The organism is Nocardia sp. NPDC004573, assembly GCF_053602135.1.
Map to the genome: position 1 here is coordinate 13440 of NZ_JBSGDA010000037.1, position 21289 is coordinate 34728.

Genomic DNA, 21289 nt, shown 5'->3' on the forward strand with positions numbered 1-21289 from the left:
GCTACAGCAAGCCCGCTTCGGTCATCAGCTGCGTGACCTTCTTCGAGTCCAGCTTCGACGGGTCGACCACAGGGGCCTGGAGATCGGCCAGCGGCGGCAGCGCCGGGTTCGCGGCCACGCCCGCGGCCACCGGGTACTCCAGCGACGTGCCGTCGCGCAGCACCTGTTGTCCGGTCTTGCCGACGATGAACGCCAGGAACTTCTGTGCCGCCTCCTGCTTCTTGCTCGCCTTCAGCACGCCACCGCCGGAGACGCTGACGAACGCGCCCGGGTCCTGGTTCTTGAAGTAGTGCAGGGCGGTGTCGGCGCTGCTCTCCTTGGTGTTCGCCTGGTCGCGGTACCAGTAGTAGTGGTAGATGACGCCGCCGTCCGGGTTGCCGGAGTTGACGGCCTTCATGGTGGCGACGTTGTTCGGGAAGGGCGTCGCGTTCTCCTTCATGCCCTTCAGCCAGGCACGGGTGACGTCCTCACCCCTCAGTGCGAGCAGGGCCGCCACGATGGCCTGGAAGTCGGCGCCGGAAACGCCCGCGCCCCAGCGTCCTTTCCACTGCGGCTGCGCCAGATCCAGCAGCGAGGCAGGCAGCTGACCCGGCTGCACTTTGTTCTTGTTGTAGACGAAGACGGTCGAGCGTGCGGCGACGCCGGTCCACTTGCCGGTGGACGGGCGGTACTGCGCCGGCACCTGCTCCAGGGTCTCGGCGTCGACGTCGGCGAACAGGCCCGCGTTCTCCACCAGCGCCATGGCGGGGGAGTTCTCGGTGAGGAAGACGTCGGCGGGCGAGGCCGCGCCCTCGGCGACCAGCTGGTTGCCCAGCGCCGTGTCCCCGCCTTGGCGCAAGGTCACCTTGATGCCGGTCTCCTTGGTGAACGCGTCGGCCCATTCCTTGGTGAGCGACTCGTGCTGCGCGTTGTAGACGGTGATCGCGTTCGCGTCGTCGGAGGAATTCGAGCACGCCGTGCTGCCGAGCGCCGTCATCGCGAGGACCAATCCAGCGGCAATCGTCTTCCATCTGACCGGCTTCATCCTCGTCCTTCCGACGCGTCTCGCATGCCTATGTTGAGGCTTACCTAAGGAAGATACCGCGTCCGACGTGCGCAAACGTTTTCGGATGTGAAGAACCCTCTACCGCAGCCCCGAGAAATCGCGCAGCACAACGTGATTGCGGTCAGCGCAGGTGCCGAGCGTGTAGTCGGGGAGCAGCCCGAAGTACTCGCCGCGGGTGAGCGCGCTCCAGCGCCGCGCGTCCTCGGTGCGAGTCTTGTAGAAATTGACCATGTAGCCGCCCTCGTAGACGCGCAGCAGGCTGTAGCCGCCCGGATACTCCTTGACGGCGGCGACCTCGAGGAATTCCACCGCGCACGGCGCGTCCGGCCTGGTGCGGCGATTGCGGTGCGTGTGGCCGCTGTGCTGCAGGAAGACTCCAGGGCTGCGGGTGTAGAGCGCTTGCAACTCGGCGCTGTCGCGTCCGTCGAGCACGAATCCCGGGCCCGCGAGGTTGGTCAACCCGGACTCGACCGTGACCGGATGATGGCCGAACAGCAGCGTCGGGCGGTCCGGGTCGGCGCGCAGACGTTCGGCCAGGTGATCGAACTGCGGACGTTCGATGGATCCGCCCGCGCCGTCGAGCCTGCTGGTGTCCACGCCCAGCACCCGCAGGCCGCCGATCTCGTGTTCGACCAGTTCCTGCCGTGCGGAGAAGACATCGGCCCAGCAGTCGTGATGGTCGGCGGGCGCGGGTGCGCAACCGGCGTACTCGCCGCCCAGGTGCGGCCGGTCGTGGTTGCCGCGCACGGCCAGGTAGTCGTGGCCGAGCGCGCCCCACGCGTCGAGGCGGGCCCGCACCGTGCGGGTGTCGGATTCCGAGGCTTCGGCGGTCAGGTCCCCGGCGAGCAGCAGGAGTTCGGCCGCGCGATCGGGGCTGCGCAGGTCGTCCAGTACCGCCGCCAGCATGACCTCGGGATAGGGCGCGAGACCGGGGCCTTGCCGGACGCCGGGCGGCAGGTCGCCTGCGATCAGCCCGCTGACCTGCTCGCCGTAGTGCACGTCGTTGGCCAGCGCCAGGGTCCGCAGCCGGCGGCCCGGCGGCGGAACGAGGGTGGTGAACTCGCCGCGCGCTTCCGGCGCGGCGGGGTCGGCGGTGGTGAGCGACAGCGCAGGCGTGGCGCGCAGACCCGCCGACCACGCTTCGAAGCGGTAGGCGCGGCCCGGTTCGAGTCCGCCGATCTCGGCGTAGTGGAAGGGGGTCGGGCGGTCGTCGGTGAAGACGGGCAGCGGTGCGCGCGTGGAATCGGCGGGACCTATCCGCACCTGCGTGTCGGCATCGACGGGGATCAGCCGTCCGCTCGGGTCGGGCGCGAGCGTGGTCCACGTGAGGATCACCGAGGTATCGGTGATCGTCACCACTTCGAGATCGGTCGCGACGATCGTATTCGGTTGTGCCTGGGAGTGTTTGCCGCGGCCGGCGAAGGGGAGGAGGGTGGCGAGGGCGAGGGCCCCGAGAACGGTTCTGCGGCTCGGTCCGCAGCAGGTCATGCTTGGGTGCATGCGATCAGCGGGTGCCCTCCGCGGAGCAGATCTTCCACTTGCCGTCTTCCTTCTTCAGATGCTCGGTCGTGCTGGTCTCGGTATCGGGTTGCCGGCCGGGCACCTCGACGGTGAGCTTGCCGGTGACCTTCGCGGTCGCCATGTCGTCGATGACGACGATGTCCTCGATCCTATCGATCGTCACCGAGACCGAGGTGCTGTCGAATTCGTTCTTCTCCTGCTCGGTCATCGCCTCGAAGGTGGCGCGTTCGCGGGTGCACGCCAGCTCGGCCGCCGCGCGGAAGCCGCGCGTGTCCAGCGTCTCGTAGAAGTCGCGGATCGCCAGTTCGATCCTCTTCTCGTCCGAGGCGAGCGGGCCCCGTCCCTTCGAGGTCAGGAAGAATCCGGCGATCACCGCGCCCGCGATCACCAGGGCCACGATCACCACCAGGCCGACGATCAAGCCGGTATTGCTTTTCCTGGGCGGTGGCGGGTAGCCCCAGGGCGGGTAGCCGGGTGGCGGATAACCCGGGCCCGGTGGTGGCGCGGGCTGCCCGGGTCCGGGGTAACCAGCAGGTGACGGCTCCTGCGGGTAGTGCGGTCGGTCATCCGGCGGTTGCCCGCCCGGCGGATAAGCCATCTCGTCCTCCGGTCTACCCCCGGTGCCAGGATCGTTTACGGCAAAGGCGTGCCCGGGTGATCGGAAACCAAACCAGGCCGGGTGGTCGCGACGGAGCGCGTGCCCTCCGGCCGTGGCGGACGATCTTTCAGGCCGCCAATGCGGCGTGCCAGCGCGCGGTGTCGGTGTACTGGTGCAGCCGCGTGATGCGGCCGTCGTCATCGACCTGCCACAAGTGCACGAATTCGGCGTCGTACTCGCGGCCGGTGGCCCGCGCCGCGCCGCGATAGTGACCGGTCACCACGATGGTGCCGTCGCTGGTCTCCTGCCACGTCTCGTCGCACGGCGCGGTGTCGAATTCCCGGGCGACCGCGCCCCAGACGCGTGTCATCACCGCGAGCGGGCCGTGGAAGACGCCGCCCGCGCCGCACGGCAAGCCCGGAGCGGTGCGCGCTTCGAATTCCGGATGCAGCAGGGCCAGGATCCCGGGTCCGTCACCGGTCTGTGTCGCAGCGTAGAAACCCTTGACGACCTCGAACTTCGTGGACATTTCCAACTCCTTTTAATATGATCGTTCTAGAAGGATCATATTAAAAGGGTCGGGTCTGCGACAGTGTGGTCGTCGTCATGGTCTCGACTTTGCGGCCGGGTTGCCTGGTGCTTGCCGCATATGTCCGGCTAACATTCGAACATGGGTTCGATCAGCGATGAAACGCCGCGAACCGAAGGAACGGAACCCGAGCTGGTCTACCCCAACCGGACCGGCCACTACTACCGCACCTTGACCTACCCGCCGCGGCCGGTGTGGGTGCGCCTGGATGCGATTCTGGTCCGCGACCCGGGGACTCCGCGCCATGTGAACGGCGCGGGAGTCATCATGCGCGGTGAGCGCCCCGGAACCTTGACGCATTGGTTGCCCACCGTCGACGGGGACTGGATGGGCCGGGTGACCTACAGCATCCAGTTCGCCGACGGGCGCCCCGACCTGCACGTGCGCGACCAGCTCGTCCCGGCCTACGCTCTGCGTCCGCGTCGCACCGAGCACACCGAACCGGAACCGACCTGATCGGCGAACCGCGGCCAGGCGCGCCGTCTCGGGCTCGGTGCCTGGCTGCGTGCGCACGCTGCGCCGGGCCGGGTCTCATTGCTGCGCATTTGCCATTTATTCGTACATCTGCGAGACCCCTGTGAGGAGCCCTTCCACCCTGGTTTGCCAGGGCGGGCGGGCGTGGCGCGGCGGGTTGTCCGGCCGGTTGCCGATCGGTTGTCGCGGTGGGGGGCCGGTGATACGTTGCCCGGCATGGGATTTCAGTTGCCGCATCCCGAGGTGCTGTGGGCGCGCGTGACCGTCTTGGACGTGATCACCGCCGCTACCCACACCGATCGGGCCGCGAGCGGACAAGAGATCGGGCAGACGGCCGGAGTGGAAGGCGGCCGGCTGATCAACGACGACGGTGAGGGCAATTGGTACTCGCTGGTCAGATATCCCGGCGACCGTGCGCTGCTATTCGGAAGGGATGAGGACAACGAGGTCGCCGGAACCTCCTACGATCCGCTGGCCGCGGCGCCGGCCTGGGTGCGCTCGGTGGAACCGACGACGAAGCTGCCCGCCGGCGTCGAAGGCCCGGTGAGCTTCGTGCGCTGGTGGGAGTTCGGCCGCTGGCAGCACACACCGACCGACCTGGACGACGGCCTGGAACTCGGCCTCAGCGCCGCCTCCAGCCGGGAGGATTTCACCGGCAGCGTCATGAGCGCCGCCATCCACGCGAAGTGGGTGGAGATGGACTACGAGGCGGGCAAGCTCACCGCGCTCACCGTCGACCCCACCGCCCTGCACGCCCTGTGCGACGCCACCGAGAACGGCTCCGTCACCAAGGCCCACTTCTACTTCCTCCAGCCCGGCTTCACGGCCCCCGCCTTCACCTACCTCACCAAGGCGGGCGTGCTCAGCGCGACCGACAAGCCCACCGAACCCCTGCCGTGACCCTCTGATCGCAGGCGACACCAACCATTCGAGAAGGGCTCCGGCTTCCGGAGCCCTTCGCTCATATGACGGCGGCATTCGAGAAATCCCTTGTCCACGTCCAACGCCATCGGCTGGTCGATCGCCGGATTCGACGGTCGGACGGCTGGGTGCGGTCGGTGGCCGTGCAGCGTGAGCGGACATCGCTCCGTTCGGCCGAGTCATCGCGCATCGCCGCGAAGCCGACCGGAAAGCAACGGATTCAGATCGCGTACATGCCGATAACCGGCTTCCTCGACGGCTCGAGCGTGGCCAGCAGCGTGCGCATCACGTCATCGCCCACCGCGACGCACCCTGCGGTCGGCCTGCCTGCCTCGACGTGGACGAAGAAGGCCGAACCCCGCTTCGGCACGACCGGAAACCGGTTGTAGTCGATGACCAGCGCGTAGTTGTATTGCGGGTCGGTCCGGCCGAGATTCTCGCTGACGGTGGTGTCGAACGGGCACTCGCCCTCGGCGCATCGATATTTCTGGTTGTACAACGGGCTCTCCGTGTCCGACACCCACCACCAGGTATTCGACGGGTCCACCGACAGGTAGGGGAGCTTCGCCTCGGCGTGCGGTAACCGCCCGAAGCCCTCGGTCAACGCGAACGTACCCTCCGGCGTGTACGCTTCCCCCTCCCTCGCCTCCCGGGAAATCCCCGCCTTGCCCACCCAGGCGGGCACCGCCAACGTCCGCTCCCACCGCCTGAACCGGTTCCGCTGCCACAATTCCAACGTCCCTCGATCGGCTCCCGCAGGGGCCGTCACCCAGACGACTTGAGTGCCCGGCACCGCGTCCGGATCGAACGGCGGCCTCCTCCCGCTGATCCCGATCACCACGACGATCCCGACCACCGCGACCGCCACCAGAACCCCTGTCACGCCCCAGCGCACTACCCACCCGCGCCGGGTCCCAGCGTCAGCCAATCCTGTTCACGCTCCTCCGCCTACCCAGACGCCCGCATCTCATACAGTGCCGACGCCATCGTATTCACCACCGTCGGTCGGCGAGCGGCACATGGCTGCGGCAAATGTCGAGCAGACCTCCCCGTGGTGTGCCACTCGCGCTATCGGCGTAGGGCTACGCGTTCCAGTAGTCGGATTCGACCGCGTCCCAGAGGGGGAGGCGTTCCGGGAACCGGCGGATGGGACACCTTTACCGCGGGCGTGGTGCATGGCGGGTTGGACCGGGCATAGGACGACCGCCTACCGCAACCTGGCTGACGAGCACGTCGGCCGGTGGCAGCTCCCGCACATGGCGACGTCGGCGAGCAGCGCGGCGGTCTCCCGCGGTCGGTCGAGCGCCCGTGCTTACCGGTTGTTAAGAATTTCTTCAGGCCGTCCTGTGAGGGTCGCGCGACAGTGATTTCGTTCTCGCGCAGGAGCCTTGATGATCGCAACCCGTCTCACCCTCCTGGGACTTCCCCTGCTCGTGCTGGCCGCGACCGCTGGTCTGGCCACGGCTCCCACTGCCATGGCGCAGCCCCCGCTGCCGACCTACACCTGCAAGTACACGCCCATCACCGACTATCTCGTGGTGTTCAGCTCGATGCGAGCGCGCAAATGCGCCGCGTCTCCGGGCGCTCCGCTGGACGGCAATTACTTCTATCCGGTCCGCATGGAGAACAGCGTCACCGGTGAGAAATGGGAATGCGGTGGCGCGTTCCCGTACCTCGGCAAGCCGATCCATCCGGAAATGGGATCTTACGAGGCGGAGGCGGTGCTCAACGCCGGTGTGGACGCGAGCAACTGTCGCCCGATCTGACCGCGCGGTGCGCGTGACAGCTGCTGATGAGTGCCGAGAAGTATTGATTTCTATTTCGAACAGGAACCGCGATGAACACAACCCGCACGGTCCGACTCGGGCTGCCGCTACTCCTGCTGGCCGCTACCGTCGGTCTGGTGGCAGCCCCCGCCGCGGAGGCCCGATCTCTGCCTACCTACACCTGCGGCTACACGATCGATCAACCGCAGTTCGGCTCCGTCAAAGGTCGCGAATGCACGGCCTCGGCGGGCGCTCCACTGATCGGCCACCACTGGATCACCTTCCAGATACGAAACAGTGGATCGGGTGAGACATGGGTGTGCAACAGCGTCGAGGCGGCTCTCGTCCCGTACTACCTGGACAACAAAATAGACCCGGACTATGCGGATATCGAGCGGGCATACGGTCGTGGCGCGGACGCGAGCGTCTGTCATCGGTTATTGGACTGACGCGGCATCGAAAGCACAGCCGGGGGTAGGTGTTTCGCCCGTAAGCTTCCTCCGTACGAATATCGGGGTACGGTCGACCCGGGCCGGTGACTCGACACCCGTACCTGGGCGATGTCCATCTCCGGCCTGCCCCATCCGCCTCGATCGAGGCGGATGGGTGCACGCATTGCTGTCGCTAGAAAGGATCTGCCGGTGTTTTCGGCAACCACATCCACCGCTGCGCGTCGGATATCGGCCCGCGCCATCGTCGCTGGAGCAATCGCCGCTGTTCCGCTGACGATATCGACGATTCCGGCCTCGGCCGCTCCCGCGACGTCCGCCGCGGTCGGCACGGAAATCGGGCACGACCGCTGGGACGACCGTCTCGACTTCCGAGGCAAAGACTGGCCGGGGGATCACGACAACGGTCGCGGCAACGATCCGCTCTGGCGTCTGCTCCACGGCGTCCTACCGAATGGCGTGTTCGGCAGCAGCTGAACGCGGCCGAAGGCATGCACGGCGGTGGCTCCCGACCGGAAGAATCCGGGCGGGAGCCATTGTGTCGCGTGCCCTCGGCAACCGGCGGCCTGCTGCCCCGGAGGCAGGTCGGAGGCGCGCAACGCGCGTGGCGACGGCCGAGCGGTATCGCTAGCTGTGCTCCAGGATCGAGAGATACAAGCGCGTTGCTACGGCTTCGGCATCCTCGGTCATGGGGTCCGAGTACGTTCGCGCTCCCGGAAGGTCGGCGGCGTGCGACCGGGCGGCAGTCGCGAGGACGGACATCAGGCCGGACGAACGCTGGATCGGTGACTTCACCGCCCAGGCGAGATGCTTCACTCCCGATGGAAGCTGTTCTTCACACGCCAGGCGAAGGGCGAGTTTGTCCACAGTCATGCCGTCACGTACTCCGAAAAGTACTGAGGGGGTGAATCGTTCGGCGATCTGCCACCACCGTACGGTCTGGAATACGTGAACTAGCCGATCGGCGTACTCGTCCAGCAGCGCTGGATAGAAGTGTGGGACGAGCCGGTCATATCTGAAGTTCGCGGCTGACTCGATTCGAATGATCCGGTCGAGCTCGTCCCTGGCGTCGAGCGATGCCACTGGATGGGTGAGTCGCTTGCCGCCACCGAGGATTGCATCCGCGCCGCTACCGTTCAAGATCGGGCCGAGTCGTGCGATCTTGTCGAAACCGCTACGAGCGGCGAGTATCGGGATGCCTGCGGTTACCTCCCACAGTTCCGATGTGCCAAGTCGCCGCATCGTGTCACGAGACAGTTGGCTGACCTCCTGTGGGGTCAGGCGGATGAGGTCATGCCGCAGATCTAGGGCTGCGGCCGCGGCTGCTGCGTTCTGTTCGTCTGATTGGCCTTCGGTCGAGATCGTGATCACTGTCGGTTTCGCGCCCAGTGCGACCGCAACGGCTGCGACGTAGATCGAATCGACGCCGCCGCTCAGCAGCACGACCGGCGTTCCTCCGAACTTGTCCAGAACGGCAGTGATCCGCGACCGGGTTTCTTCGGCAATGAGGTGAGCGGCCTCTCGCGGATCGATGAGTGTTCGCAAGTCGGGTCGAGGGCGTCCGATGTCTTCGAGCAGGTCGGTGACGAACTGGAGTGGTTCGGAAGTCTGCGGGGCCAGGCGGGTTGGGTCGGTCATGTCCATCGTTCCAGATGTGTTGTGTAAGTCCGGCATCCGTGGGTGGTCCGATCACTGAAGCAGACCGTCGATACGACGTCGATAGTGCTGGATTACGCGATCGAGCGGAAGTTGTCGACACACAACGTGAGTCGGGCAATCAGACCGAAGGCGGGCAAGAAGCGCAAGCCGCTGACCTACACGCCGGAGGAACGGTCGAAGCTGCCGGCCGGTCTCGAGGCGGATCGGGACGGGCATCTGTGGTCCGCCGTACCATCCCGACACCCTGACGCATCGGTGGGCGATGCCCGTCACACCTGCGGCACAACCACGCACCTGCGCAAGGTGCCGCTCGCGATCATCGCTGCCTGGTTGGCCACGCCGACGCCGGCGTCACCGCGAGGATCCACACCCATTCTCCCGAGGAAGCGCTGAGGGAGGCGGCGAGGACTTCGGGCGAGGTTGTGTCATCTCGTCTTATCGAGGCGGGCCGACGGTACGGACGAGAAAGGCCCCGGCCAGCGAGTGTGCTGGTCATGGGGCCTTTGTCGTGCGTGCCCTCGGCAGGATTCGAACCTGCGGCCTTCTGCTCCGGAGGCAGACGCTCTATCCCCTGAGCTACGAGGGCGGGATAGGGCTCGGTCGGGCCTGGAAGGCGGTCCGATCGGGCTGGGTCAGCCTATCGTATCGGCGGCCGTCCGCCAAAAAGGGCAGACGGCGGCGGGGTTTCGGGTCAGGGGAGTGGGGCGGCTCCGCGCGCGGTGAGCATGGTGGTCATCAGGTCGGATTCGCCGCGCTGGGTGGTGGCCATGGTTTCGGCGAGGGTGCGCACCGCTGTGGTGTCGGCGTGCTGAGCGGCGTAATCGATCATCGGCAGGCCGCCCTGGTGGTGGCGCAGCATGAGCTGCAGGAACATCGTGTCCAGCTTGGGGCTGGTGGCTTGGCGCAGCGCGGCCAGTTCGGCGGGCGTGGCCATGCCGGGCATGGTGGACACCGGCCCGGAGTGGTGCGGCATATCGGCTCCGGAATGGTCGTGGCCGCCCATCGGCTCGCTCATCCAGCCCATGAAACCCTCCACGCCCTGCGCGGGTTCGCCCCACAACTGCAACCAGCCCTGCATGCGCCCGATCTGGCTCTGCTGGGTGGTGAGGATGTCGTAGGCCAGCCGCCGTACCTCGGTGTCGGTGGAACGAACCAGCACCACGCCCGCCATTTCGACGGCCTGCGCATGATGGGCCGACATGTCCTGGCTGAAACCTGTGTCGACCGGGCCCGGCTCCGGCTCCTTCGCACCGTCCAGTGGAATCCTGGCGAGCACGCCTATCGCGAAGCCGATGAGCATGGCGCCGATGATGCCGAGAGCCAGCAGTGCCGTGCGTTGGCGGCGCAACTGCCCCCCGAAACCGGAATCGCCTGTCGCTTCGCCATCCGCTCCGGTGGCTTCGGAATCGCTGGATCCGGCAGCTGCTGCACGCGGGCCGGACGCGGCGGGTGCGTCGGCTTCGGCGCCTGGTCGCCGATCGAATCCGGCGGCTCCGTGCTTGCCGGACTCGGTGGCGTCAACGCCGGACCGGGCCGTAGTTCCGCGCTCGTCGATCTCGGGAGTGTGGTGACCGGCCGACCCGGTGACTCCAGGCGCGCCGGATCCGGTCGGGGGTGCGCCATCATCGGACCCGGAAGCTTCGCGATTGCCGGACTCGGTCACGGCACGAGCCCCGGATCCGAGGGCTACTGCTCGACCGCCGGACTCGGAAGACGCGTCGCGACCGTCGGCCCCGGTGATCTCAGGGGCGGGGGACTCGGCGGACGCGGCATGACCGCCGACTCCGGTGACTTCACGCGGGGACTCGGTGGCTGCCGCGCGATCGTCGGGCTCGGTGGCTGCGCGCTTACCGGTCCCGCCGGCTTGGCGACCGCCGCCTTCGTTCAGAGTGCGGGACTCGTCGGACGCCGCACGATCGTCGGATCCGGTGACTTCCCGATCGCTGGGACCTGCGGATGCTTCGCGCCCCGCTTCTCCCCGCTCGCCGGACACTACTGCCCCGCGCCAGGTGCGGGCTGGGCAGGAGCGGGCGGCGCGGGCACCGGAGCGCCGGGCATGCCGGGGAGCCCCGGCAGACCGGGAACGCCCGGCACACCGGGCAGCCCGCCGGGCGCGCCACCGAGTTCGGACTGGTCCGGCTGTAGGCCCCTGCCGTCCATCGGCACCGCGTCGGGTCCGGGCGGCGTCGGGTCGAACGGCGGCGGGTTGTCGGTGTCGAAGACGATGGTCGAGCAGTCCGCGCCGACCTCGGGGTAGGTGTAGTTGTTCAGCCGCAGCGCGGTGATGAACTGGCCGACGCGCTTGTCGTCCGCGCTGTCCAGCTTCAACTGATGACCCCAGGACTGCAGCGACACCGGGGAGTCGAGGCCCGGGTAGGGCGACATCATCGTGTACGGCTTGCCCTCGACCTTCGCCTTCAGCGTCGCGATGCCGTCGGCGTTCACCTTGTCCGGGTTGTAGGCGATCCACACCGCGCCGTGCTCGAGGGAGTGCACCGCGTTCTCCACCCGGATCGGCTTGCTGTAGACCACGCCGGTGCAGGTCGCCCAGGACTGGTCGTGCGGGCCGCCGAACGGCGGCGCCTGGTCGTAGGCCACCCGCTGGTTCGCGCCGATGTGCAGACCGGCGGGGTATTCCTTCTTCACCACGCCCGGGATCCCGTCGGACGGGTCCTTCTTCTGCGCGCTCGGGGTGTACTTGTCCAGATCGGCCTTTTCCCGGTACTTGGGGACCAGGTTGTAAGCCAGGGCGCCGATCAATGCGATGATTACTACGGCCGCGCCGATGGCCGGCCAGGGGATCTGCCGGTTCTTCTTCGGAAGCTGTCCTTGTCTGCCCCGCTTGCGGGGAGCGGACAACTTCGCCGCGGCCTTGGCGGCCTTGGCCGATTTGGCGCTGGGACTGCTAGGCATCGCTCAGTGTGCTCTTTCGACGTTGATGGATCCGCTGGCTGCGCAGTGCCCACCCCGAGGTGTACACCCGCCAAGACCATAGGATAGAGACTCGTGACTCCAGCTGACCTTGCAGATCTCCTTCGCTCGACCGCGGCGAAGGTGCTTGTCGAACGCGGACTGGACCCCGCGGTCCTGCCTGACGAGGTCACCGTGGAGCGTCCCAGGAACCCCGAACACGGCGACTATGCCACGAACGTCGCGATGCAGGTGGCCAAGCGCGCCGGGACCAAACCGCGTGACCTCGCCACCTGGCTGGCCGACGCGCTCGCCGCCGCCGACGGCATCGCCGCCGCGGAGGTCGCCGGGCCGGGCTTCCTGAACATTCGCCTCGCGGCTTCCGCGCAGGGCGCGATCATCGAGCGGGTGCTCGCCGCCGGCGCCGCGTACGGCACCGCCGAGACGCTGAAGGGCACCCGGATCAATCTGGAGTTCGTCTCGGCCAACCCGACCGGCCCGGTGCACCTGGGCGGTACCCGGTGGGCTTCGGTCGGCGACGCGCTGGGCCGCATCCTGGCCGCGCAGGGCGCGGATGTGGTGCGGGAGTACTACTTCAACGACCACGGCGCGCAGATCGATCGGTTCGCCGCCTCGCTGGCCGCGGCCGCCACCGGCGCGCCGACCCCGGAGAACGGCTACGCGGGCGCCTACATCGGCGAGATCGCCGACAAGATCGTGGCCGCGCACCCGGATGTGCTGAGCAAGCCGGAGCCCGAGCGCCTCGAGTTGTTCCGGGCCGAGGGCGTCGAGCTGATGTTCGCGCACATCAAGGAGTCGCTGCACGAGTTCGGCACCGATTTCGACGTCTACTTCAACGAGAGCTCGCTGTTCGCCTCGGGCGCGGTGGAGCAGGCCGTCGAGCGGCTGAAGAACTCCGGCGACCTGTACGAGAAGGACGGCGCTTGGTGGATCGCGAGCTCGGAATACGGTGACGATCAGGACCGGGTGGTCATCAAGAGCGACGGCAAGGCCGCCTACATCGCGGGGGACATCGCCTATTTCCAGGACAAGCGCGCCCGCGGCTTCGATCTGTGCATCTACATGCTCGGCGCCGACCATCACGGTTACATCGGCAGGCTGAAGGCCGCCGCGGCCGCCTTCGGCGACGACCCGGCGACCGTCGAAGTGCTGATCGGGCAGATGGTGAACCTGCTGCGCGACGGCGTGGCGGTGAAGATGAGCAAGCGCGCGGGCACCGTGGTGACGCTCGACGACCTGGTCGAGGCGATCGGCGTGGACGCGGCGCGGTACTCGCTGGTGCGTTCGTCGGTGAACTCGAGCATCGACATCGATCTGAACCTGTGGACCAGCCAGAGCAACGAGAACCCGGTCTACTACGTGCAGTACGCGCACGCGCGGACCGCGTCCATCGCGCGTAATGCCGCCGAGTTCGAATACGGTTCCGTCGCAGCGGATCTCGCGCTGCTGTCGGCCGAGGAGGAAGGCGAGCTGATCCGCACCCTCGGCGAATACCCGCGCGTGGTGGCGAGCGCGGCGAGCTTGCGCGAACCGCACCGGGTGGCCCGCTACCTCGAGGAGCTGGCAGGCGCGTACCACCGTTTCCAGACCAACAAGAACCTGCGCGTCCTGCCGCTGGGTGACGATCCGGTCTCCCCGACGAACGCCGCCCGGCTGGCTCTGGTCAACGCCACGCGCCAGGTCTTGGCCAACGGCTTGGGCCTGCTCGGCGTCAGCGCCCCGGAGCGCATGTGACCAGCCGGTCGACCGAGGGAAGGAAACGACAGTGAGCGAGCGCAGCGAGGAGCGAGCCGTGAGCCTGCGAGCCATCGGTACAGCCGCGTGCGCGGTCATGCCGGAGCCGAGCGCCGGCGAGGTGGGGGCATGAGCGTGCATCCCGCCGGTCCCCGGCACGCCGAGATTCCGCACGCGCCGAATCTGCCGGAGCGTCCGAGTGACCCGCAGCAGATGATCGACCTGCCCGCGAACGTGTGGCCGCGCAATGCCACGCGCGACGACGCGGGCGTGGTCCACTTCGCGGGCGTGCCGGTGTACGAGCTGGCCGAGCGATTCGGCACCCCGCTGTTCGTCGTCGACGAGGACGACTTCCGCTCCCGCTGCCGCGACATGGTCCGTGCTTTCGGGGCGAACGCGCGCGTGCACTACGCGTCGAAGGCGTTCCTGTGCGGCGAGGTCGCCCGCTGGATCCGGGATGAGGGCCTCTCGCTGGACGTGTGCTCGGGCGGCGAGCTCGCCATCGCGTTGCACGCGGGCTTCCCGGCCGAGCGAATCGCGTTGCACGGCAACAACAAGTCGGTCGCGGAACTGGAAGCCGCGGTGTCCGCGGGCGTCGGTCACGTGGTGGTCGACTCGCTCATCGAGATCGAGCGCCTGGAAGCCGTCGCGAACCGCGCCGGCGTGGTCCAGGACGTCCTGGTCCGGGTCACCGTCGGCGTGGAAGCCCATACCCACGAATACATTTCGACCGCGCACGAGGACCAGAAATTCGGTTTCTCGATCGCGGGCGGCGACGCGATGGAGGCGCTCGCGCGCGTCTTCGACGCCGACAACCTGCGCCTGGTCGGCCTGCACAGCCACATCGGCTCGCAGATCTTCGAGATCGACGGCTTCGAGATCGCCGCGCGGCGCATGCTCGGCCTGCTCCGCGAGGCGATCGACAAGTTCGGCATCGAGCGCACCGCGCAGATCGCGACGCTGGACCTGGGTGGCGGACTGGGTATTTCCTATCTGCCGTCGGACGATCCGCCGCCGCTGGACCGGTTCGCGGCGAACCTGCGCGAACTGGTGGCGGCCGAAGCCGACCGCGCGGGGCTGCCCACGCCCACGATCGCGGTGGAGCCCGGCCGCGCCATCGCCGGTCCCGGCACGGTGACGCTCTACGAGGTGGGCACCATCAAGGACGTCTCGCTCGACGGCGGTCTGCGCCGCCGCTACGTGAGCGTCGACGGCGGCATGAGCGACAACATCCGCCCCGCGCTGTACCAGGCCGACTACGACTGCCGCCTGGTCTCGCGGTCGTCGCAGGCCGGCCCGGTGGTCGCGCGCGTCGTCGGAAAGCATTGCGAGAGCGGCGACATCGTCATCCGGGACACCTGGATGCCCGCCGACGTCGGCCCCGGCGACTTGGTCGCCGTCGCCGCCACCGGCGCGTACTGCTACTCGATGTCCAGCCGGTACAACCAGTTGACCCGCCCCGCGGTCGTCGCGGTGCGGGACGGACAGCCGCGCCTGATCCTGCGCCGGGAAACGGTGGCGGACCTGCTCAGCTTGGAGGTGGAAGCGTGACGGCCAGCGCGAAGAACGGCGTGTGGGGGACCGATCGCCCGATCGGGGTCGCGGTCCTCGGCATGGGCAATGTCGGCACCGAGGTGGTCCGCATCCTGCGCGAGCACGCCGAGGACCTGCGTTCCCGCGTCGGCGCACCGGTGGTGCTACGCGGGGTGGCCGTGCGCAGCCTCGACACCGACCGCGGCATCCCCGCGGACCTGCTGACCACCGACGCCGACGCCCTGGTCGCCCGGGACGACGTGGACCTGGTGGTCGAGGTGATCGGCGGCATCGATCCGCCGCGCCGCTTGATCCTGGCCGCGCTGAACGCGGGCAAATCCGTGGTGACCGCGAACAAGGCGCTGCTGGCCGACTACACCGGCGAACTCGCCGCCGCCGCCGAGCGCAGCCGCGCCGACCTGTACTTCGAGGCCGCCGTCGCGGGCGCGATCCCCGTGGTGCGCCCGCTGATCCAGTCGCTGGCGGGCGATCGGGTGAACCGGGTCGTCGGCATCGTCAACGGCACCACCAACTTCATCCTTTCCGCGATGGACGAGACCGGCGCCGACTACTCGCAGACGCTGGCCGAAGCCACCCGGCTGGGCTACGCCGAAGCCGATCCGACCGCCGACGTGGAGGGTTACGACGCCGCGGCCAAGGCCGCCATCCTCGCCTCGCTGGCGTTCCACACCCGGGTCACCGCCGCCGACGTGTACCGCGAGGGCATCGCGCGCATCTCCGCCGAGGACCTGGAAACCGCTTCGGCGCTCGACTGCACGGTCAAACTGCTGGCCATCTGTGAGCGCGTGGACGCGGGTCCCGGCGAGCCGGGCCCCGAGGACGGCGGCAAGGAGCGCGTCTCGGTGCGCGTCTACCCGGCGCTGATTCCCCGTAAGCATCCGTTGGCCGCGGTGAACGGGGCGTTCAACGCGGTGGTCGTCGAGGCGGAGAACGCCGGACGGCTGATGTTCTACGGGCAGGGCGCGGGGGGCGCGCCGACCGCGTCGGCCGTCCTCGGCGATCTGGTGATGGCGGCCCGGAACAAGTTCTACGGGGGTCGCGCTCCGGGCGAATCGGTTTATGCTGAGCTACCGATCGCGCCGATCGGCGATACGCCCACCCGCTATCACGTGAACCTGCAGGTCGAGGACCGTCCTGGAGTCCTGGCCGCGGTGGCGGGCGAATTCGCCGCACATGGGGTGAGCATTTCGACCGTCCGTCAAGAAGGGCACGGCTCGGGTGCGCGCCTGGTCGTGGTGACCCACCACGCCGTGGAGTCGGCGCTCGCGGACACCGTGGCCGCCCTGGCGGAAATGGCATCCGTCACATCTGTGACCAGCGTTCTGAGATTGGAAGGCACCGAAGAATGACCACAGCGTCGCGCAGCGACTCCATGAGGGGCGGCGGCCGGGAGCCGGAGGGCCATACGTCGGGTGTCGCGCCCCAGGCGGGAGTGCACTCCCGCTGGCCGGGCCTGATCGCGGCCTACCGCGACCGGCTCGCGGGCGCGGCCGACTGGGAGCCGGTCACGCTGTACGAGGGCGGTACGCCGCTGGTGCCCGCGGCGCACCTGTCCGAGATCACCGGTTGCGAGGTGTACCTGAAGGTCGAGGGCCTGAACCCGACCGGCTCGTTCAAGGACCGCGGCATGACGATGGCGATGACCGACGCCAAGTACCGCGGCCAGCAAGCGGTGCTGTGCGCGTCCACCGGCAACACCTCGGCCTCCGCGGCGGCGTACGCCACCCGCGCGGGCATGAGCTGTGCCGTGCTGATTCCGCAGGGCAAGATCGCGATGGGCAAGTTGGCCCAGGCCGTCATGCTCGGTGCGAAGATCATCCAGGTGCAGGGTAACTTCGACGACTGCCTCGAGCTCGCCCGCAAGGTCACCGCCGATTTCCCCAGCATCGGGCTGGTCAACTCGGTGAACCCGGCGCGTATCGAGGGTCAGAAGACCGCCGCCTTCGAGATCTGCGACGTGCTCGGCAAGGCGCCCGACGTGCACGCCCTTCCCGTCGGCAACGCGGGCAACATCACCGCGTACTGGCGTGGCTACCGCGAGTACTACGCCGACGGCGTCACCGGCGCGCTGCCGCGCATGCTCGGCGTGCAGGCCGCGGGCGCCGCCCCGCTGGTCAACGGCGCCCCGGTGAAGGATCCGGAGACCATCGCCACGGCGATCCGGATCGGCGCGCCCGCCTCCTGGAACGGCGCCGTCGAGGCCGAACAACAGTCCGGTGGCGCGTTCCGCGCCGCCACCGACGAGGAGATCCTCGACGCGTACCGCCTGGTCGCCGCGACCGAGGGCGTATTCGTGGAGCCCGCGTCGGCGGCCAGCGTGGCCGGTCTGCTCGCCGCCCGCAAGGACGGCTGGCTGGATTCCGGGCTCACCGTGGTGTGCACGGTGACCGGCAACGGTCTGAAGGATCCCGATACCGCGCTGTCGGGCATGCCGCAGGTGCAGCCGATCTCCGTCGACCCGGTCGCGGTCGCCGCCGAACTAGAACTGGCCTGACTTGAGTTCGCGCGACGGCCGGCTCATGAGCGCGACGCTGCCCGCCGGTCTGACCGTGACCGTGCGGGTACCCGCGTCCACCGCGAACCTCGGTCCCGGATTCGACTCGCTCGGCATGGCGTTGGGGATCTACGACGAGATCGAGGTGCGCACCACCGATTCCGGTCTCACCATCCGGGTCGAGGGTGAGGGCGCCGACGACGTCCCTTGGGGCCCTTCGCATCTCGTGGTCCGCGCGATCGAGCGCGGCCTGGAGTCGGCCGGGGTGTGGGCCGACGGCCTGGAAGTGGTGTGCCGCAACGTGATTCCGCATTCGCGTGGGCTCGGCTCCTCGGCCTCCGCGGCGGTCGGCGGACTGGCGGCGGGCTGTGCCCTCGCCGCGAAGCTGGATCCGGCGCTGGCCACTTCGGCGGACCGAATGGTCCAGCTGGCGGCCGAATTCGAGGGTCATCCGGACAACGCGGCGGCCAGTGTGCTGGGCGGGATCGTGGTGTCGTGGACCGAGAGCGATCGCCCCGCCGACGAGGCTCCGGCCACGGAGTATCACGGCCGCGTGTACCGCGCGGTGCGGCTCGACGCGCATCCCGCGCTGCGCCCGGTGGTGCTGATCCCCGAGGAGCGCTCGTCCACCGCGCACACCCGCGGCCTGCTGCCCGACGTGGTGCCGCACGGCGACGCCGCGTTCAACGTCAGTCGCGCCGCGCTGGCCGTCGTGGCGCTGACCCAGCGCCCCGACCTGTTGCTGCCCGCTACCGCGGACCGCCTGCACCAGGCCCAGCGTGCCCCCGCGCTACCGTTGACCACCGCGTGGATCACCCGTCTGCGCACGGCGGGCATCGCGGCCACCGTCTCCGGGGCGGGACCGACCGTCCTGGCCCTCGGTACCAGCGAATTCCCGGCAGAACTCCGTGAACTGGCGGCGGCCGACGGCCTGCGCGTGGTGGAGCCGGGAATCGCCGAGGGCGTCCTGGTCGACTGACGGCGAGTCTGTCTTGCCGAGATTCGCAATGGACAGCTATTCTGGGCAAGTCCGTACATCGTGCGCATCAGACGCCGGTGCTTCATCAGGGCAATCGCTCCAGCAGGCTCCAGGCTCGAGCCTCCAGGCCATGGGGGTGCTGCGTAGCTGCGCAACTGGAATGATCTCTCCCCACCTTTCACCATGGGTGGAGAAGCCGCCGGTCCGGCGGGGCAGGTGATACGGCACACAGCGCCCGGACGGACGCATCCCAGTCCGGCAGAATGCCCGGGCTGCGGGACGAACCCTCGAAACAGCACACGGCGATCGAGGGAAGGAAAGGATTTCCGTGACAGATACGGACCTGCTCGCGACACCCGGCGTGGAATCGAACCCGACGGGCGAGCGCGAAAGTGAATCCGGACAGATTTCGAAGATGAGCGAACACACCGACGTCGCACGATCGGGGCTGACTGGAATGTTGTTGCCGCAATTGCGCGCGCTTGCGGGGGAGCTCGGTATCCGAGGCACCTCCGGAATGCGCAAGGGCGATCTGATCGCCGCCATCAAGGAGAATCAGGCCGCCGGAAAGGCGGCGAAGGTGGAGAAGCCCGGCAAGAGCGAGGCCAAGTCCGCGGTAACCGCCAAGGCCGATGCCCCCGCGAAGGCCGACACCCCCGCCAAGACCGCCGCTGCGGCGGAGCCGGCGCCGGCCAAGGCCGAGCAGGCGACCCTCGACGTGACGCCCGCGGCTTCGGCCGCGCCCGGCGAGGCTCCCGCCCCGGCGAAGACGGCCCCCGCCGATGCCGCGCCCGAGTCGGCGTCGGCGCAGGCCACCGAGACCACCGAGGAGTCCGGCCGGGAGAGCGGCCAGCGTGGCCGCGGTCGGCAGCGGCGCGGCCGTGACCAGGCGCGATCCGCCACCGAGACCGCGTCCGCCGAGACCCGTGCCGACGAGTCGAAGCAGGACGCCGAACAGGGCGGCGAGCGCCGCCGCGAGCGTGGAGGCGACCGCCAGGGCGAGCGTGGCCAGGGCGAGCGTGGCCAGGGCGAGCGTGGGGGCGACCGGCAGAGTGAGCGTGGCCAGGGCGAGCGTGGCCAGGGCCAGAACCAGAACGGCAGCGCGGGCGGCCGCGGCGGCGACGACGAAGAGGGCGGTCGCGGACGGCGTGGACGCCGCTTCCGGGAGCGTCGTCGCGGGCGTGACCGCGAGAGCGGCGGCGGCGGCGAGTCCCGCGAACTGGAGATCCGCGAGGACGATGTGCTCCAGCCGGTCGCGGGCATCCTCGACGTGCTGGACAACTACGCCTTCGTCCGCACGTCGGGCTACCTGGCCGGGCCGAACGACGTCTACGTGTCGATGAACCTGGTCCGCAAGAACGGCCTGCGCCGCGGTGACGCGATCACCGGCGCGGTGCGCGCTCCGCGCGACGGCGAACAGTCCAACCAGCGCCAGAAGTTCGATCCGCTGGTGCGGCTGGACACGGTCAACGGCGGCGACGTCGAGGCGGCCAAGCGGCGTCCCGAGTTCGGCAAGCTCACTCCGCTGTACCCGAACCAGCGCCTGCGCCTGGAGACCCAGCCGAACAAGCTGACCACCCGCGTGATCGACCTGATCATGCCGATCGGCAAGGGCCAGCGCGCCCTGATCGTGTCGCCGCCGAAGGCCGGTAAGACCACGATCCTGCAGGACATCGCGAACGCGATCGCGACCAACAACCCCGAGTGCTACCTCATGGTGGTGCTGGTCGACGAGCGTCCGGAAGAGGTCACCGACATGCAGCGCTCGGTGAAGGGCGAGGTCATCGCCTCGACCTTCGACCGGCCGCCGTCGGACCACACCTCCGTCGCCGAACTCGCCATCGAGCGCGCCAAGCGCCTGGTGGAGATGGGCAAGGACGTCGTCGTGTTGCTCGACTCGATCACTCGCCTCGGGCGCGCGTACAACAACTCCTCGCCCGCTTCGGGCCGAATCCTCTCCGGTGGTGTGGATTCCACCGCGCTGTACCCGCCCAAGCGGTTCCTCGGCGCGGCGCGCAACATCGAGAACGGCGGCTCGCTGACGATCATCGCCACCGCGATGGTCGAGACGGGTTCGACCGGTGACACGGTGATCTTCGAGGAGTTCAAGGGCACCGGCAACGCCGAGCTCAAGCTGGACCGCAAGATCGCCGAGCGCCGGGTGTTCCCCGCGGTGGACGTCAACCCGTCCGGTACCCGCAAGGACGAGCTACTGCTCAGCCCCGACGAGGCGGCGGTACTGCACAAACTGCGCCGCGTACTGTCCGGCCTGGACTCGCACCAGGCGATCGATCTGCTGATCGACCGTCTGAAGAAGTCCAAGAACAACCTGGAGTTCTTGATGCAGGTGAGCAAGACCGCGCCGGGCGCGCTCGACGAATAGGGTTGTCCGCCTCTCCGGATATTCCGGCCGTACAGGCTTGGAGCCGCGAGAGCAGCGCTCAGGGCCGGCGGTCAGCGCCTCGCTGGGTTCTGGGCGCGCCCGACGAGTTCCCCATGTGCTCGCGAAATCAGTTGTCGCCAGGACAACGGCCGAGAGGGTCCCGCTGGTGCGGGACCCTCTCGGCGTTCGTGG

Annotated in this window: 20 protein-coding genes and 1 tRNA gene; 12 read left to right on the forward strand and 9 right to left on the reverse strand. The window is 68.6% G+C overall.

Going from position 1 to position 21289, the window contains the following annotated elements; all coding sequences use genetic code 11:
• Position 1 precedes the first annotated feature (1 nt).
• From ACWEKR_RS33610 to ACWEKR_RS33625, 4 genes are all read right to left on the reverse strand, one after another.
• Positions 2–1024, reverse strand: a complete 1023-nt coding sequence (locus ACWEKR_RS33610; RefSeq protein ID WP_452357934.1) for an iron ABC transporter substrate-binding protein — start codon at positions 1022–1024, stop codon at positions 2–4.
• Positions 1025–1123: 99 nt separating this feature from the next.
• A complete protein-coding gene (locus ACWEKR_RS33615; protein WP_452357935.1) occupies positions 1124–2545 on the reverse strand; it encodes a metallophosphoesterase in 1422 nt (473 codons plus the stop codon).
• Positions 2546–2549: 4 nt separating this feature from the next.
• On the reverse strand, positions 2550–3164 hold the full coding sequence (locus ACWEKR_RS33620) for an Rv0361 family membrane protein (protein ID WP_452357936.1): 615 nt from the start codon (positions 3162–3164) through the stop codon (positions 2550–2552).
• A 127-nt stretch (positions 3165–3291) separates the two neighbouring features.
• A complete protein-coding gene (locus tag ACWEKR_RS33625) occupies positions 3292–3693 on the reverse strand; it encodes a nuclear transport factor 2 family protein (protein ID WP_452357937.1) in 402 nt (133 codons plus the stop codon).
• A gap of 141 nt (positions 3694–3834) precedes the next feature.
• Here ACWEKR_RS33625 and ACWEKR_RS33630 point away from each other — a divergent pair, with 141 nt between their 5' ends.
• Positions 3835–4209: a hypothetical protein gene (locus ACWEKR_RS33630; RefSeq protein WP_195088299.1), complete on the forward strand. Its 375-nt coding sequence runs from the start codon at positions 3835–3837 to the stop codon at positions 4207–4209.
• 234 nt (positions 4210–4443) lie between these two features.
• Positions 4444–5127 carry a hypothetical protein gene (locus tag ACWEKR_RS33635; protein ID WP_195088301.1) on the forward strand — a complete coding sequence of 228 codons (684 nt, stop codon included), beginning with the start codon at positions 4444–4446 and terminating at the stop codon, positions 5125–5127.
• A 241-nt stretch (positions 5128–5368) separates the two neighbouring features.
• Here the strand turns inward: ACWEKR_RS33635 and ACWEKR_RS33640 are convergent, their stop codons facing one another.
• Complete coding sequence (locus ACWEKR_RS33640; RefSeq protein ID WP_452357938.1) at positions 5369–6076, reverse strand: L,D-transpeptidase family protein; 708 nt, start codon at positions 6074–6076, stop codon at positions 5369–5371.
• Positions 6077–6539: 463 nt separating this feature from the next.
• Between ACWEKR_RS33640 and ACWEKR_RS33645 the strand changes: the two genes are divergently transcribed.
• The 3 genes from ACWEKR_RS33645 (at position 6540) to ACWEKR_RS33655 (ending at position 7840) form a co-directional block, all read left to right on the forward strand.
• A complete protein-coding gene (locus tag ACWEKR_RS33645; protein WP_452357939.1) occupies positions 6540–6914 on the forward strand; it encodes a hypothetical protein in 375 nt (124 codons plus the stop codon).
• A gap of 71 nt (positions 6915–6985) precedes the next feature.
• The gene (locus ACWEKR_RS33650) at positions 6986–7363 is read left to right on the forward strand and encodes a hypothetical protein (RefSeq protein WP_452357940.1); all 378 of its coding nucleotides are present in this window, start codon (positions 6986–6988) and stop codon (positions 7361–7363) included.
• A gap of 153 nt (positions 7364–7516) precedes the next feature.
• Complete coding sequence (locus ACWEKR_RS33655; protein WP_195088309.1) at positions 7517–7840, forward strand: hypothetical protein; 324 nt, start codon at positions 7517–7519, stop codon at positions 7838–7840.
• 150 nt (positions 7841–7990) lie between these two features.
• On the opposite strand, the gene ACWEKR_RS33660 is transcribed toward ACWEKR_RS33655, so the two are convergent.
• Positions 7991–9001: an asparagine synthase-related protein gene (locus ACWEKR_RS33660; RefSeq protein ID WP_452357941.1), complete on the reverse strand. Its 1011-nt coding sequence runs from the start codon at positions 8999–9001 to the stop codon at positions 7991–7993.
• 84 nt (positions 9002–9085) lie between these two features.
• Between ACWEKR_RS33660 and ACWEKR_RS33665 the strand changes: the two genes are divergently transcribed.
• A complete protein-coding gene (locus ACWEKR_RS33665) occupies positions 9086–9415 on the forward strand; it encodes a hypothetical protein (protein ID WP_452357942.1) in 330 nt (109 codons plus the stop codon).
• A gap of 120 nt (positions 9416–9535) precedes the next feature.
• Here ACWEKR_RS33665 and ACWEKR_RS33670 read toward each other — a convergent pair.
• The 3 genes from ACWEKR_RS33670 to ACWEKR_RS33680 all read right to left on the reverse strand — a co-directional run bounded on the left by ACWEKR_RS33670 (position 9536) and on the right by ACWEKR_RS33680 (position 11935).
• Positions 9536–9608, reverse strand: a tRNA-Arg gene (locus tag ACWEKR_RS33670).
• A gap of 105 nt (positions 9609–9713) precedes the next feature.
• Entirely contained in the window at positions 9714–10370 is a 657-nt protein-coding gene (locus ACWEKR_RS33675; RefSeq protein ID WP_452357958.1) for a DUF305 domain-containing protein, read from the reverse strand.
• Between the two features lie 644 nt (positions 10371–11014).
• On the reverse strand, positions 11015–11935 hold the full coding sequence (locus ACWEKR_RS33680) for a DUF3105 domain-containing protein (protein WP_452357943.1): 921 nt from the start codon (positions 11933–11935) through the stop codon (positions 11015–11017).
• Positions 11936–12028: 93 nt separating this feature from the next.
• Between ACWEKR_RS33680 and argS the strand changes: the two genes are divergently transcribed.
• From argS to rho, 6 genes are all read left to right on the forward strand, one after another.
• Entirely contained in the window at positions 12029–13687 is a 1659-nt protein-coding gene (gene argS, locus ACWEKR_RS33685; protein WP_452357944.1) for an arginine--tRNA ligase, read from the forward strand.
• Between the two features lie 129 nt (positions 13688–13816).
• The gene (gene lysA, locus ACWEKR_RS33690; RefSeq protein ID WP_452357945.1) at positions 13817–15238 is read left to right on the forward strand and encodes a diaminopimelate decarboxylase; all 1422 of its coding nucleotides are present in this window, start codon (positions 13817–13819) and stop codon (positions 15236–15238) included.
• A complete protein-coding gene (locus ACWEKR_RS33695; RefSeq protein ID WP_452357946.1) occupies positions 15235–16590 on the forward strand; it encodes a homoserine dehydrogenase in 1356 nt (451 codons plus the stop codon). Before lysA ends, ACWEKR_RS33695 begins: the two co-directional genes overlap by 4 nt.
• A gap of 23 nt (positions 16591–16613) precedes the next feature.
• Positions 16614–17735 carry a threonine synthase gene (thrC, locus tag ACWEKR_RS33700; protein ID WP_452357959.1) on the forward strand — a complete coding sequence of 374 codons (1122 nt, stop codon included), beginning with the start codon at positions 16614–16616 and terminating at the stop codon, positions 17733–17735.
• A gap of 25 nt (positions 17736–17760) precedes the next feature.
• On the forward strand, positions 17761–18714 hold the full coding sequence (gene thrB / locus ACWEKR_RS33705) for a homoserine kinase (RefSeq protein WP_452357947.1): 954 nt from the start codon (positions 17761–17763) through the stop codon (positions 18712–18714).
• A gap of 328 nt (positions 18715–19042) precedes the next feature.
• Positions 19043–21097 (forward strand): transcription termination factor Rho, encoded by a 2055-nt coding sequence (gene rho / locus ACWEKR_RS33710; RefSeq protein WP_452357948.1) that lies wholly within the window; start codon positions 19043–19045, stop codon positions 21095–21097.
• Positions 21098–21289: the final 192 nt, after the last annotated feature.

Coding starts and splice junctions, on each gene's coding strand:
- ACWEKR_RS33635 (WP_195088301.1), top strand. CDS start 4,444: ATGGGATTTCAGTTGCCGCATCCCGAGGTGCTGTGGGCGCGCGTGACC.
- ACWEKR_RS33650 (WP_452357940.1), top strand. CDS start 6,986: ATGAACACAACCCGCACGGTCCGACTCGGGCTGCCGCTACTCCTGCTG.
- ACWEKR_RS33620 (WP_452357936.1), bottom strand. CDS start 3,164: ATGGCTTATCCGCCGGGCGGGCAACCGCCGGATGACCGACCGCACTAC.
- ACWEKR_RS33615 (WP_452357935.1), bottom strand. CDS start 2,545: ATGCACCCAAGCATGACCTGCTGCGGACCGAGCCGCAGAACCGTTCTC.
- ACWEKR_RS33610 (WP_452357934.1), bottom strand. CDS start 1,024: ATGAAGCCGGTCAGATGGAAGACGATTGCCGCTGGATTGGTCCTCGCG.
- ACWEKR_RS33625 (WP_452357937.1), bottom strand. CDS start 3,693: ATGTCCACGAAGTTCGAGGTCGTCAAGGGTTTCTACGCTGCGACACAG.
- thrC (WP_452357959.1), top strand. CDS start 16,614: ATGAGGGGCGGCGGCCGGGAGCCGGAGGGCCATACGTCGGGTGTCGCG.
- ACWEKR_RS33660 (WP_452357941.1), bottom strand. CDS start 9,001: ATGACCGACCCAACCCGCCTGGCCCCGCAGACTTCCGAACCACTCCAG.
- ACWEKR_RS33680 (WP_452357943.1), bottom strand. CDS start 11,935: ATGCCTAGCAGTCCCAGCGCCAAATCGGCCAAGGCCGCCAAGGCCGCG.
- ACWEKR_RS33630 (WP_195088299.1), top strand. CDS start 3,835: ATGGGTTCGATCAGCGATGAAACGCCGCGAACCGAAGGAACGGAACCC.
- ACWEKR_RS33655 (WP_195088309.1), top strand. CDS start 7,517: ATGGGTGCACGCATTGCTGTCGCTAGAAAGGATCTGCCGGTGTTTTCG.
- ACWEKR_RS33645 (WP_452357939.1), top strand. CDS start 6,540: ATGATCGCAACCCGTCTCACCCTCCTGGGACTTCCCCTGCTCGTGCTG.
- lysA (WP_452357945.1), top strand. CDS start 13,817: ATGAGCGTGCATCCCGCCGGTCCCCGGCACGCCGAGATTCCGCACGCG.
- thrB (WP_452357947.1), top strand. CDS start 17,761: ATGAGCGCGACGCTGCCCGCCGGTCTGACCGTGACCGTGCGGGTACCC.